The sequence below is a fragment of the Polaromonas sp. UBA4122 genome, from assembly GCA_002381615.1.
GTDB lineage: Bacteria > Pseudomonadota > Gammaproteobacteria > Burkholderiales > Burkholderiaceae_C > Polaromonas.
In genome coordinates this window covers 1-12,575 of record DFWY01000151.1, presented here as the reverse complement: position 1 = coordinate 12,575, position 12,575 = coordinate 1, and the positions used below count along the sequence as shown (strand labels likewise).

Genomic DNA, 12,575 nt, shown 5'->3' with positions numbered 1-12,575 from the left:
GTGCCGATCAGGCGGTCGTTGTCGCGCTGGTGCAGGCCAATGCTGGGTTCATCGAGCACATACATCACGCCGGTCAGGCCCGAGCCGATTTGCGAGGCCAGCCGGATGCGCTGCGACTCGCCACCCGACAGCGTTTCGGCGCTGCGGTCCAGGCTCAGGTAATTCAGGCCTACGTCGTTGAGGAATTTCAGGCGCAGGCCGATCTCGCGCACCACCTTGCCGGCGATTTCGGCCTTGGCGCCTTCCATCTTCAGGGTGCTGAAGTAGTTGAAACTTTCGCGCAAGGTGGCGCGGCTGATCTCGTAAATGGCCTTGCGGTTGCTGGCGCCGTGACCGCCGTCATGGCCTTCACTTGTGCCCACCAGATACACATGACGTGCTTCCTGGCGCAGGCGTGTGCCCGCGCAGTCGGGGCAGGCTTGCACGCTGCGGTAGCGCGCGAGATCTTCACGTACGACGGCGGAGTCGGTCTCGCGGTAGCGTCGCTCAAAGTTGGTAATCACCCCTTCAAACGGGTGCTTCTTGCCCACTTTTTTACCGGCAGAGCTGCCCGAATCCATGACGTAGCTGAATTTGATGTCTTCGTCACCCGAGCCATGCAGCACCACCTGTTGCACGTTGACGGGCAGGTCTTCAAAGGCCGTGTCGATGTCAAACTTGTAGTGGCTGGCCAGGCTTTCCAGCATGGAGAAGTAGTAAGCATTGCGCCGGTCCCAGCCCTTGACGGCGCCGCTGGCCAGGCTGAGGCCTGGAAACGCCACCACCCGTGTCGGGTCGAAAAATTCGCGATGTCCCAGGCCGTCGCAACTGGGGCAGGCCCCCACGGGCGAATTGAAGGAAAACAGGCGCGGCTCCATCTCGCTGAGCGAGTAGCTGCAGACCGGGCAGGAAAATTTGGCGCTGAAGAGGTGCTCCTTGCCGGCTTCCATCTCCAGCGCAATGGCGCGGCCGTCCGCCAGCCGCAGCGCCGCTTCAAAGCTTTCAGCCAGGCGCTGGCGCAACGCGGGCGGCGGCGCCGTTCCTGCCGCCGTACCTGCCTCGGGCTCAGGCTGCTTGTCCGTGTCGGCGCGCACCTTGATGCGGTCGATCACCACGTCAAGGTTGTGTTTTTCGGTCTTTTTGAGCTTGGGCAGCGCATCAAATTCATAGGTCGCGCCATCGACGCGAAAACGGACATAGCCCTGAGCCTGCATCTCCTCAAAAAGATCAACAAACTCGCCCTTGCGCTCCCGCGCCACGGGCGCCAGGATCATCAGCCGGGTGTCTTCCGGCAGGGCCAGCACGGTATCGACCATCTCGCTGACGCTTTGCGCCTGCAGCGGCAAATCATGCTCGGGGCAAAAAGGCGTGCCGGCGCGGGCAAACAGCAGGCGCAGGTAGTCGTGAATTTCGGTCACCGTGCCCACGGTGGAGCGCGGGTTGTGCGAGGTCGCTTTCTGCTCGATGGAAATGGCCGGCGAGAGGCCCTCGATCAAGTCCACGTCGGGCTTGTCCATCAGCTGCAAAAACTGCCGCGCGTAGGTGGACAGGCTTTCCACATAGCGGCGCTGGCCTTCGGCATACAGCGTGTCAAAGGCGAGCGACGACTTGCCCGAGCCGCTCAGGCCGGTGATGACCACCAGCTGGTTGCGCGGAATATCGAGGTCAATATTCTTCAGGTTGTGGGTACGAGCACCGCGAATGCTGATGCGCTGAAGTTGCAGCGCATGGGCAAGGTACTTGCCGTCTGGGGGGGCTGCGGGGAGGCTGGCGTCGGGGGAAGTGGTCAAAGCGGCGTGGGTTCGGGGAAACCCACAATGATAGTCAAAGATCGCCGATCCGGTTTGGCGCCCCCCAGTCTTGCCCTTGTACGCGGGCTTTAGGCCGGCCTTGCCGGGCGGCGATGGGGCCTACTTGCGCCGCGCCGCCTTCCAGTCGCGAAACACGTCCAGGTCCACGCCGTCGGGGTAGTTCAGCAGGCCGGGGGTGTAGCCCTTTTTGTTGAGTTCGCCATACTGCCAGATGATGGCCTTGGTCTTGCGGTCGATCACGATGACGCGGTCATGCAGGTCGTCCACCACCAGGATGTCGCCGGTATCGGGCAGTTCACGCGCAATCGAGGAGTGATCGAGCATGCCTTCGCCTTCCTTGACGAAGTATTCCCAGGTGACTTTGCGCGTGGCCGGGTCGAAAATCACCACCCGGCCGGGTTTCCAGAAGTCGGCCACGATGACCTGTTTGCCGTCCACCGTGGGAAAGGCGTCCGACGGGTAGCGGACGTTGGGTGCCTTGACGCTCCACAGCACCTTGCCTTCGCGCGTGATGCGCGAGATCCAGGGACCACTGATCTCGGTGACCAACAGGTCGCCGTTGGCCATCGGCGTGGCCCCGTTGGGGTAAGCCAGTTGGCTGGGCGGGTTGTGCTTGCACTTGCCCGGCGTGCCCCACTGGGTCGTGACCTTGTTGTCTTTCGGGTCGATGATCAGGATGCGGCAGTTGCGGATGTCGGCGGTGATGACCTGGCCGTCGGCCAGCAGGTGCGCATCGTCAGGGTAGTTCAGCAAGTTCGGGCCGCTGCCGCGCGTGTCAGGCGTGCCATAGGTCCAGGTCAGCGCGCGCTTTTCGTAATCGACGATATGGATGTCAAAGTTGTCCTCCTCGCTGATCGCCAGACGCTTGCCGTCGATCGAGAAGTTGACGTCTTCGTTGCCTCGGTAGACGCTCAGGCTGGGAGAGGGGAATTCCCAGATGATGCTTTTGTCCGGTGCGATCTCGATCAGGCGGTTGTTGCGCCGGTCGGCAATCACGATCGGGTAGGGCAGCGGCTTGCCCCAGGACGGCACCCGCTGGGTACGGCTGCCGGTGACTGGCGGGATAGGCGGCAGTGTGACGCCGCTGGAGACGATGCCGGCGCCGGTCATCTCGGGCGTGACCTTGACCTCCACACCGGCCGGTTTGACCGTTTTGCTCGTCTGGGCTGCGACCGGTGAAACCAGGCCGACGAGGAGTGGCAGTGCGAGCACGGCTCCCAAGGTGGGGCGCACGAGGCGGGCAAGGCGTGAAGGTAAGGGGCGGTGCATGTCGGATTCCTTGGAACACGGGTGGGATGCCGAGGTGGCAAAAGCGTCATTGTTTCGCATCAGCCGGATGCGCCCCTTGACTAGACGCAAGAGTGCGCGGTTCTGTGGCCACTTCTACATTGCCAGCTTACCGGCTTTCCAGCACGACGCGCTGATGCAGCGGCTGCACCGAGCGCATATTGTCGGCATAGTGCTGGCGCCAGCGCGCCAGCTGCGCCGGTGAGAGTGTCAGTGGCTGTTTCAGCACGATCCAGTCCACGCCCTCGGTGCAGGGCGCAGCGGTCAGCGAGCCGGGATAACGGTAGTAGCCGCGGGCCGACGGCAGCAGGCTGCTGGCGTCAAGGCTGATGTCTGGGTGCTTGTGGTCGCCGTCGGCGTGCGCCGGAATCAGCGGCAACAGTGTATTCAGCAGCGGGTTTTCGGCACCGATGCGAAACAGCACAACAACCGCCAGCAATTGCCCGGACGGGCTTTTGTGCAGCAAGTGGGCGGCCATCGGGAATTCCTCACCGCCAATCTTGTCGCCACCGGGGGTGTGAAAGTGGAACTGCTGCAGCGCGAACCGCTCCTTGCCGATGCGCAGGGTGCTGCCCTTGTCAAAGCGCACCCGCAGCGTGTGGCCGTCGTTGGCAATCTTCAGCGCTGCGGGGTGGTAGTCGAATTCAAGCGGCGCCAGGGTTTGCCTGGACGTGGCCAGGATGTCGATGGGCGACTGGCGCTTGCCACTTTCGCAAAGGGCGGCTGAGGCCGCCGTGCAGGCCAGCAGCAGTCCGGTCAAAAAAAGGCGCTTCATAAAGCGTGATGATGCCATATGGCGTAGGCGGTCGCAACCGGGTGCTGACCACGCTCAGCCGCCAAATAAGTGACAATCAGGTCTTCTCAATCGATTGACCTCACCCGCCGCTGGCGGTTTTTGCCTGTGTCCCTATCAGCTGCCTCCGCTCCCATCCCTGTCCCGTCGACTGCCATGACCCCGCTGGAGCGGCGCGCCAGCGCTTCCCTGGCGTCGATTTTTGCCTTGCGCATGCTGGGCTTGTTTCTGGTGCTGCCCGTGTTTGCCCTGGAAGCCGCCAGATACCCGGGCGGCGACGACCCCGCCCGTATCGGTCTGGCCATGGGTATTTACGGGCTGACCCAGGGTTTCCTGCAAATCCCGTTTGGCATCGCTTCGGACTGGTGGGGCCGCAAGCGTGTGATTATTGCCGGGCTGCTGATGTTTGCGCTCGGCAGCTTTGTCGCCGCCTGGGCGCCCGACCTGAACTGGCTCATTGTCGGCCGTTCGTTGCAAGGCGCAGGCGCCATTTCTGCCGCAGTCACCGCGCTGCTGGCGGATTCCACGCGTGATGTGGTGCGAACCAAGGCGATGGCGCTGGTCGGCGGCAGCATTGCCTTGATGTTTGCCCTCTCGCTGGTGGTGGCGCCGCTGCTGGTCGGCTATATCGGGCTGCACGGCATTTTTGCCCTGACGGGCTCGCTGGCCCTGGCCGGCATTGCCGTCATTGCGTGGTGGGTGCCGCCCGAGCCGCTGGTCCATGCCAACCAGCCGCGCGGCAATGTGCGGGAGGTGTTGAAAAATGCTGCCCTGTTGCGGCTGAACTTTGGGGTGTTTGTGCTGCACGCGGTGCAGCTGGCCATGTGGATGGCCATTCCCGCGCTGCTGGTCGGCGCCGGGCTGGACAAAACCTTGCACTGGCAGGTCTACCTGCCAGCCGTGCTGGCCTCGCTGGTGGTGATGGGAATGACGCTCTTTCCCCTTGAAAAGCGGGGCTACCTGCGTGCCGTGTTTCTGGGGGCCGTGGGCCTTGTTTTCCTGGTGCAGCTGGGACTGCTCTGGGCCGCGTCACACACGGCCTCGCCAGTGTACGGTCTGGGCCTGCTCGGCACCTTGCTGTTCCTGTTTTTTTGCGGCTTCAATGTGCTGGAGGCCAGCCAGCCCAGCTTGGTTTCGCGCGTGGCACCGGCGCATGCGCGCGGTGCGGCGCTCGGTGTGTACAACACCTTGCAGTCGCTGGGATTTTTTGCCGGTGGCGCGATCGGCGGCTGGATTGTCAAAGCGCACGGGGCCGAGGGGCTTTTCGTGGTGTGCGGCGGCCTGATGCTATTGTGGCTGCTGGTCGCCTGGCCCATGAAGGCACCGGGGCGCCATGCGTTGCCAGCCGTTTCTGGCGGCGACCCGCTGGCAGGCCAGCCAGTTAAACTCTAAAAATAAGCTTTAGAGATCAGCTCTTAAGATCAGCCCAGGAGAACAAGTCATGGCATCTATCAACAAAGTCATCATCGTCGGCAACTTGGGGAAAGACCCCGAAATGCGCAGCTTTCCCAGTGGCGACCAGGTGGCCAATGTCACCATCGCCACCACTGACAAGTGGAAGGACAAGCAGACCGGAGAAGCGAAGGAACATACCGAATGGCACCGCGTGGTGTTCAACGGGCGCCTGGCTGAAATTGTCGGCCAGTACCTGCGCAAGGGCTCGCAGGTCTATGTGGAAGGCAGCCTGCGCACGCGCAAATGGACCGACCAGAGCGGTCAGGAAAAATACACCACCGAAATCCGCGCCGATCAGATGCAGATGCTCGGCAGCCGCCAGGGCATGGGCGGCCCCGGTAGCGACGATGGCGGTGCTTATGAGGCCCCACGACAAGCCGCCGCGCCGGCAGCCCGCGGACCCGCCGCCGCGCCACGGCCAGCGCCAGCGCCCTCCAAAGCCGCCAGCGGTTTTGACGACATGGATGACGATATTCCATTCTGAGGCCGCAGCTCAGGCAATGACCCTATCGGAAAAGCCCACTTCAAGCGGGCTTTTTTAATGCTAAAGTGCTATTAAGTTAATAGCTGGAAGCGCCCGGTCCATATAGGCTAATGCCTTATTTGTTCGTGAATTAAAGTACGAAGCGCAGCAGTGTAAAAACGGGTGAATCAGGGGCGTTTATAACCAGTCTTCAAAAAAGTAATCAATGATGAAAAGCTTGCTATCCCACTGTTCCTTTATTTTTCGCCCATTTCCTTTCCGCTCCTTTGCAGCTGCCGCCTTGTTGGCCGCTGGCTTGTCCGCCATGACGCCGGCCAGCGCGAACGGCAACATCGAGCCTCTCACGGATATTCTGTCTGAGCCAAGCAGCGCGGGGCTGGGCTTTGTCACGAGCCTTGAGCTATCGCCCTATCGGGATGCGGGCACCCGCTACGACATATTGCCGCTGTATCTTTATGAAGGGCAACGACTTTTTCTGCATGCCAACCGGGTGGGCGTGAAGCTGCTCGACAGCAGCGAGCAGCGGCTGGACCTGCTTGTGGAGCGACGCCTGGAGGGCTTTCCGGCCACTCGCATGCCCGCCAGCCTCGCGGGAATGGCCACGCGCGATTCCGGCATTGATCTGGGGCTGTCCTACCGTTACCGCCAGCCCTGGGGAAGCTTGCAGGCAGAGCTGTTGCACGATATAGGAGATACCTCCAGGGGCAACGAGCTTCGCCTGGGCTACACCCGTGAATGGCGGTCCGGCCCCTGGACGCTGCGCCCCAGCCTGACCGTGGCCGTGCGCGATGCCAAGCTCAACAACTATTACTATGGCGTGCAAGCCAGCGAAGCCACACCCGATCGTCCGGCCTATGCGCCCGGTGCCGGCGTCAACGCCACGCTAGGCCTGTACGGTTCATACGACCTGACACAGCGCTGGCGCCTGCTGGGCGGCGTGTCCGCCACCGTGCTGGACAGCAAGGTTAAAAACAGTCCGATCGTGCAAAAGAGCGTGCTGCCCGGTGTTTATGTGGGCGCGGTCTATGACTTCGGCGGCCATGAGCGTGAGTGGGCGAAAGAAAGCTCGCCCACCTACTTCAAGCTGCTCTACGGAAAAGCAACCGCAGACGGTTGCCACCTGCTGAAGATCATCACGGCGCAATGCCTCTCGACGGCCACCGTCAATCCGACCAGCATTGCGGGCGTTCAAGTGGGCAGGCCCTTTATCCAGAACCTCAACGGCTGGCCGGTTGAGGTGGTCGGCTACATGGGCCTGACCTACCACAACGACCAGGGACTGCAGTCCAACGGCATGCAACTGGATCTGTTCATGAAAGCCTTCTATTTCGGGTTCCCCTGGAGCGACCGGGTCAAGACACGGCTAGGCCTGGGTGCGGGTGTTTCCCTGGCCCAGCGGGTTCCCTACATCGAGGCATCCAGCCAGGCCGCCAATGGGGAACTGGGTTCGCGCCTGTTGCAATACCTGGACCCGACCCTTGACGTGAGCCTGGGCGACATTCTGGGTTCGCGGGCCCTGAAAGAAACCTATATCGGTTTCGGCGTCTCGCACCGTTCCGGCATTTTTAGATCGTCGCGCCTGCTGGGTAACGTCTATGGCGGCTCCAACTACATCTATTCCTACGTCGAGTCAGCGTTTTGAGGAGGTGACGAGGGGCTTTTGCGCTATAAATAAAGTAGCTGCTAATGTCCGTATTTATTGGGTTATAGCCTTATTTTGTCAAAAATAATGCCCTTTCAGGCGGAAATGGACTTGCCGGGCAGGTTCTGTACATTGCTGCTGGCGATCACGCCGCCACCCAGGCAGACATCGCCTTGGTAAAGCACCGCTGATTGCCCCGGCGTGACAGCCCACTGGGGCTGTGAAAACGCCAATTCGCAGTCTGTGGCTGTTGCCATGCGCAGTTCGCAGGCCGCATCCGCTTGCCGGTAACGGGTTTTGGCGGCCATCGCGCCTGGCACTGGCGCGGCGCCAGCCACCCAGCTGCAGTCCTGGGCGCTCAGAATGGTGGACTGCAGCCACGGGTGATCATGGCCCTGCACTACCCACAAGGTGTTGGTCTCCAAATCTTTGCGGGCCACAAACCACGGCTCGTGCTCGCCCACGCCGCGCTGGCCTCGGGCCTGCGCGGCCTTGAGTTCCGCGCCCCTGGCTTTCACGCCGCCTATTCCCAAGCCCTGGCGCTGGCCCAGCGTGTAAAAACTCAGGCCCACATGTTCGCCCAGAATGCGGCCCTTGTCGTTCCTGATGGGGCCGGGTGCCTTGGCGATGTAGCGGTTCAAAAACTCACGGAAGGGCCGCTCGCCAATAAAGCAGATGCCGGTGGAGTCCTTTTTCTTCGCGTTTGGCAGGCCGATTTCGTCGGCGATGCGCCGCACTTCGGTCTTGAGCAGTTCGCCGACCGGGAACAGCGTTTTTGACAGTTGCGCCTGGTTCAGGCGGTGCAAAAAGTAGCTTTGGTCTTTGGCCGGATCCAGGCCTTTGAGCAGCTCGTACAGGCCGCTCGCGTCGTTTTTGCGGACCCGGGCATAGTGGCCCGTGGCGATTTTGTCGGCGCCCAGCCGCATGGCGTGGTCTAAAAACGCCTTGAACTTGATTTCAGCATTGCACAGAATGTCGGGGTTGGGCGTGCGGCCGGCCTGGTATTCGCGCAGGAATTCGGCGAACACACGGTCCTTGTAGTCGGCCGCAAAGTTGACATGCTCGATCTCGATGCCAATCACGTCAGCCACGGCCGCCGCATCGACGAAGTCGATGTTGGACGTGCAGTAAGCGGTGTCGTCGTCACCCGACCCGGCGGGGCGGTCATCATCTTCCCAGTTTTTCATGAAGATGCCGATCACTTCGTGACCCTGCTGTTTAAGCAGCCAGGCCGTCACCGCAGAGTCCACGCCGCCGCTCAAACCGACCACTATCCGTTGCCTGCTTTGTTGCTTTTCCATAGGTGTGAGATTATCCCAGCCAAGTCGAATCCATTTTTCTGACAGGTATTCCATGGAACTGCGCCAGATGCGTTACTGCGTTCGTGCTGTCGAGCTTGGCAGCATGGGCCGTGCGGCGCTGGATCTGGACCTGGTGCAGTCGGACCTGAGCCAGCAGATCAGCCGGCTTGAGAGCGAGCTGTCCACTCGTCTGCTGCAGCGCACCAGCAAGGGCGCGATGCCAACCGAGGCTGGGCTGGCCTTTTTCCGCGAGGCCCAGCTCACCTTGCGCCATGCCGCTGATTTAGGTTTTGTGCCTTGCACCCGTGCGCTCAAGCCGGCGTCGCGCTGCCGCCCCGGTAGACGCTTTCATCGATCGTGATCAGGCTCAGTGGATGGCGCTGCCCTGCCAGGTAGTCTTCCATGCACCTTAGCAGCAAGGGGCTGCGATGCAAGTGAGTGCATGCTCTTATTTCATCGGCGGTCAGCCACACGGTGCGCACAATGCCTTCGTCCAGGGGCTGCCCAGCGACGTGCTCGCCCAGCTCACCGCAAAACGCAAAGCGCAGGTAGGTGATGTCTGTCAGTGTGTCTTCCCCCGGCACGGCCCGCTCAAAGCGCGAGAGGTAGACGCCCACCAGTGCCGTGGGGGTGAAGTGAAAGGCGGTCTCTTCCAGTGTTTCCCGCATGCAACCTTGCAGCGGGCTTTCGCCAGGGTCGAGGTGGCCAGCGGGATTGTTGAGCCTCAGGCCGTCCCGAGTTTCCTCTTCGACCAGCAGGAATTTCTGGACGCCGTCGACAGTGCGCTCAATCACCGCAGCGACCGTGGCGTTGGGTTTCCATCGTTTTTTCATGGCGAGATTATCCGTGCCGTTTGTGACGCTGGTCTTACCTGGCAGGCTGGCTTTTCAGCGCGGGGCTGAACCCGTGGGCAAAGCTGTGGCGCAAATGCTCAACAAAACACTGAACGGCCTTGGGGACTTGCGCTGACCAGGGGCGCAGGGCGTAAATGTGCTCGCCAAAAAATCCCTGCACCTGCCAGTCGGGCAAGACCTCGACCAAGGGCTGGCGCTGCGCTTGCCCACTGGCGCCGGACGGCACGCTGAAGTCCGGCAGCAGGCCGATGCCCAGCCCGGCCACCAGGGCGTCGCGCAGCACCTCGCTGTTGTTTGCCTTGAGCGAGCCGGTGATGTTTACACCCACCCGCTCACCGGCCTTGTCAGCGGATTTTCGTTTCGAACTACGTACAGCATGACGCACAAACGTCCAACTGCCAGAATGGCTGCCGCCCAGGTACAGCAGGCAGTCGTGCGCAGCCAGATCGGAAGGGTGCGAAGGCACGCCGCGCCGCGCCAGGTACTGCGGGCTGGCCAGCAGGATGGAGCGCGTTTCACACAGCACCCAGGCCACATGGGTCTCGGGCGGCGCATTGGTGTGCCGGATGGCCAGATCGAAGCCTTCGTTGGCCAGATTCACGAAGCGGTCGGTCAGTTCCAGCTCGATGTGAATGTCGGGGAAGCGCTGCAGGAATGCGGCCACGCAAGGCGCCAGGTGCTGCCGTCCCAGCGCGACCGGCGCGGTCACCCGGATCAGCCCGCGCGGCGCGCCGACGAGGTCCTTGACCGCGGTATAGCTCTCGCTGATCCGCTCGAACGCCGGCTGCATTTCATTGACGAGTTGCTGGCCGGCCTCTGTCAGGCCGACGGAGCGGGTGGTTCGGCGCACCAGCAAGACGCCAGCGGCGCGCTCCAGTTCGCTGATGCGCATGCTGGCCGAGGCTTTGGAAACCCCCAGGCGGCGCGCCGCCTCGGTAAAGCTGCGGGTAGCGGCCAGGACCGTCAACAGGTGAAGGTCGGCTACGAGCGGCGACAACTGGTCAGAGGACATGGAAAGTTTTTCATTGTTCAGAAATATGAACAATGTAATCAGTAAACGGGGGATTATCAAATGGGGGCGGGAGCCATAGACTTCAAAAGTCACTCATTCACGTCCAAAAGGATCCCAGATGTCTTTATCGCCTGCAGCAACGACCCCACAAGCCACGATCGGCCACTACCTGAACGGACGCGCCAGTCTGCCCACGTCCGGGCGCAGCCAGGAAGTCTTCAACCCCGCAACGGGCGCCGTCTCGGGCCATGTCGCGCTGGCCGGTTCAGCGGACGTGGACGCCGCAGTCGCCGCTGCGCAAGCTGCCTTCCCGGCCTGGGCCGACACACCGCCCATCCGCCGCGCCCGCGTGATGTTCAAATTCCTGGAACTCCTTAATAAAAACAAAGACAAGCTGGCCCACATGATCACCGCCGAGCACGGCAAGGTGTTCACCGATGCCCAGGGCGAAGTCGCGCGCGGCATCGACATTGTGGAGTTCGCCTGCGGCATTCCGCAGCTGCTCAAGGGCGACTTCACCGATCAGGTCAGCACCGGCATTGACAACTGGACGCTGCGCCAGCCCTTGGGTGTGGTGGCCGGCATCACGCCCTTCAACTTTCCCGTGATGGTGCCGATGTGGATGTTCCCGGTGGCCATTGCCGCTGGCAACAGCTTTGTGCTCAAGCCCAGCCCGATCGATCCCAGCGCCAGCCTGTTCATGGCCGAGCTGCTCACGCAGGCGGGCTTGCCCGACGGTGTCTTCAATGTCGTGCAGGGCGACAAGGAGGCGGTCGATGCCTTGCTGGTGCACCCGGACGTGAAGGCCGTGTCCTTCGTCGGCTCCACACCGATCGCCAACTACATCTACGAAACAGGCGCGCACCACGGCAAACGCGTGCAGGCGCTGGGCGGCGCCAAGAACCACATGGTGGTCATGCCCGACGCTGATCTGAACCAGGCCGTGGACGCCCTGATTGGCGCAGGTTACGGCTCGGCCGGCGAGCGCTGCATGGCGATCTCGGTGGCCGTGCTGGTGGGCAATGTGGCCGACAAACTCATTCCCATGCTGCAAGCCCGCGCCCAAGCGCTGGTCATCAAAAACGGCGAAGAGCTTGATGCCGAAATGGGCCCCATCGTGACCGCCGCCGCTCACAAGCGCATTACCGGCTACATAGCCCAGGGCGTGAAAGAAGGCGCCAAGCTGCTGGTTGATGGCCGCGGGTTTACAGGCGCCAGCGCCGGCAAGGGCTGCGAGCAGGGCTTCTGGATGGGCGGCACGCTGTTTGACCATGTGACCCCGGACATGCGCATCTACAAGGAAGAAATTTTTGGCCCGGTGCTGGGCTGCGTGCGCGTGAAAGATTTTGCCGAAGCGGTGAATCTGGTCAACGCCCACGAGTTTGGCAACGGCGTGAGCTGCTATACCCGTGACGGCAATGTGGCGCGCGAGTTCAGCCGTCGCATTCAGGTCGGCATGGTGGGCATCAACGTGCCGATTCCGGTGCCCATGGCCTGGCACGGCTTTGGCGGCTGGAAGAAAAGCCTGTTTGGCGACATGCACGCCTACGGCGAAGAAGGCGTGCGCTTTTACACCAAGCAGAAGTCCATCATGCAGCGCTGGCCCGAGAGCATTGGCAAGGGCGCCGAGTTTGTGATGCCAACCGCGAAGTAGCTGGTCAATAGCCGGTATTTCCCGATAGCCCCATGCGCCGCCCTGTCGGCGCATGGGGCTATTTTTTGGGTGGGACGATGGCCGCCTGCCAGCTGGTCTTGCCGTCAATAGGCATGTCAAATATGGCTGTAGCACCCATAAATAATTAGCTTGTAGCTATTGAATCAATAGCGCTCAGGGTTCACGCCAGGAAACGGCCATCCTTCTCCATGAGCGCCACTGCAGTGACCTTGGGTTTTCGCCGTGTGTTCATGCCTGATGATGGGTGATTGCTATTTTGTTGACCCACGTCATGGTTGCCTG

General features: G+C 61.8%; 9 protein-coding genes and 2 pseudogenes. 5 read left to right on the top strand and 6 right to left on the bottom strand.

Going from position 1 to position 12,575, the window contains the following annotated elements:
• The 3 genes and pseudogenes from B3F77_RS18020 to B3F77_RS18010 form a co-directional block, all read right to left on the bottom strand.
• Positions 1 to 1,703: pseudogene (locus tag B3F77_RS18020) on the bottom strand (excinuclease ABC subunit UvrA); the annotation flags it as partial.
• 186 nt (positions 1,704 to 1,889) lie between these two features.
• Positions 1,890 to 3,059, bottom strand: a complete 1,170-nt coding sequence (locus tag B3F77_RS18015; RefSeq protein WP_293606288.1) for a PQQ-binding-like beta-propeller repeat protein — start codon at positions 3,057 to 3,059, stop codon at positions 1,890 to 1,892.
• A gap of 127 nt (positions 3,060 to 3,186) precedes the next feature.
• Complete coding sequence (locus B3F77_RS18010) at positions 3,187 to 3,852, bottom strand: carbonic anhydrase (protein WP_293606287.1); 666 nt, start codon at positions 3,850 to 3,852, stop codon at positions 3,187 to 3,189.
• A 174-nt stretch (positions 3,853 to 4,026) separates the two neighbouring features.
• Between B3F77_RS18010 and B3F77_RS18005 the strand changes: the two genes are divergently transcribed.
• From B3F77_RS18005 to B3F77_RS17995, 3 genes are all read left to right on the top strand, one after another.
• Positions 4,027 to 5,262 (top strand): MFS transporter, encoded by a 1,236-nt coding sequence (locus B3F77_RS18005; protein WP_293606286.1) that lies wholly within the window; start codon positions 4,027 to 4,029, stop codon positions 5,260 to 5,262.
• A gap of 49 nt (positions 5,263 to 5,311) precedes the next feature.
• Positions 5,312 to 5,809, top strand: a complete 498-nt coding sequence (gene ssb / locus B3F77_RS18000; protein WP_293606285.1) for a single-stranded DNA-binding protein — start codon at positions 5,312 to 5,314, stop codon at positions 5,807 to 5,809.
• Positions 5,810 to 6,017: 208 nt separating this feature from the next.
• Positions 6,018 to 7,451 (top strand): MipA/OmpV family protein, encoded by a 1,434-nt coding sequence (locus B3F77_RS17995; RefSeq protein WP_293606284.1) that lies wholly within the window; start codon positions 6,018 to 6,020, stop codon positions 7,449 to 7,451.
• Between the two features lie 95 nt (positions 7,452 to 7,546).
• On the opposite strand, the gene mnmA is transcribed toward B3F77_RS17995, so the two are convergent.
• Positions 7,547 to 8,752, bottom strand: coding sequence for a tRNA 2-thiouridine(34) synthase MnmA (mnmA, locus tag B3F77_RS17990; protein ID WP_293606283.1), 1,206 nt, complete (start codon positions 8,750 to 8,752; stop codon positions 7,547 to 7,549).
• A 52-nt stretch (positions 8,753 to 8,804) separates the two neighbouring features.
• On the opposite strand from mnmA, the pseudogene B3F77_RS17985 reads away from it, so the two are divergent.
• Positions 8,805 to 9,029, top strand: a pseudogene (locus tag B3F77_RS17985) (LysR family transcriptional regulator); the annotation flags it as partial.
• A gap of 34 nt (positions 9,030 to 9,063) precedes the next feature.
• Here the strand turns inward: B3F77_RS17985 and B3F77_RS17980 are convergent.
• Together B3F77_RS17980 and B3F77_RS17975 are read right to left on the bottom strand one after the other, a co-directional pair.
• Positions 9,064 to 9,585, bottom strand: a complete 522-nt coding sequence (locus tag B3F77_RS17980; RefSeq protein WP_293606282.1) for an NUDIX hydrolase — start codon at positions 9,583 to 9,585, stop codon at positions 9,064 to 9,066.
• A 34-nt stretch (positions 9,586 to 9,619) separates the two neighbouring features.
• Positions 9,620 to 10,618 (bottom strand): LysR family transcriptional regulator, encoded by a 999-nt coding sequence (locus tag B3F77_RS17975; RefSeq protein WP_293606281.1) that lies wholly within the window; start codon positions 10,616 to 10,618, stop codon positions 9,620 to 9,622.
• Positions 10,619 to 10,736: 118 nt separating this feature from the next.
• Here B3F77_RS17975 and B3F77_RS17970 point away from each other — a divergent pair, with 118 nt between their 5' ends.
• Entirely contained in the window at positions 10,737 to 12,272 is a 1,536-nt protein-coding gene (locus B3F77_RS17970) for a CoA-acylating methylmalonate-semialdehyde dehydrogenase (protein ID WP_293606280.1), read from the top strand.
• Positions 12,273 to 12,575 lie beyond the last annotated feature (303 nt).

Bases quoted from the DNA above. Each gene is read 5' to 3' on its own strand.
- B3F77_RS18010 (WP_293606287.1), bottom strand. From the start codon at position 3,852: ATGAAGCGCCTTTTTTTGACCGGACTGCTGCTGGCCTGCACGGCGGCC.
- B3F77_RS18005 (WP_293606286.1), top strand. From the start codon at position 4,027: ATGACCCCGCTGGAGCGGCGCGCCAGCGCTTCCCTGGCGTCGATTTTT.
- ssb (WP_293606285.1), top strand. From the start codon at position 5,312: ATGGCATCTATCAACAAAGTCATCATCGTCGGCAACTTGGGGAAAGAC.
- B3F77_RS18015 (WP_293606288.1), bottom strand. From the start codon at position 3,059: ATGCACCGCCCCTTACCTTCACGCCTTGCCCGCCTCGTGCGCCCCACC.
- mnmA (WP_293606283.1), bottom strand. From the start codon at position 8,752: ATGGAAAAGCAACAAAGCAGGCAACGGATAGTGGTCGGTTTGAGCGGC.
- B3F77_RS17995 (WP_293606284.1), top strand. From the start codon at position 6,018: ATGAAAAGCTTGCTATCCCACTGTTCCTTTATTTTTCGCCCATTTCCT.
- B3F77_RS17975 (WP_293606281.1), bottom strand. From the start codon at position 10,618: ATGTCCTCTGACCAGTTGTCGCCGCTCGTAGCCGACCTTCACCTGTTG.
- B3F77_RS17970 (WP_293606280.1), top strand. From the start codon at position 10,737: ATGTCTTTATCGCCTGCAGCAACGACCCCACAAGCCACGATCGGCCAC.
- B3F77_RS17980 (WP_293606282.1), bottom strand. From the start codon at position 9,585: ATGAAAAAACGATGGAAACCCAACGCCACGGTCGCTGCGGTGATTGAG.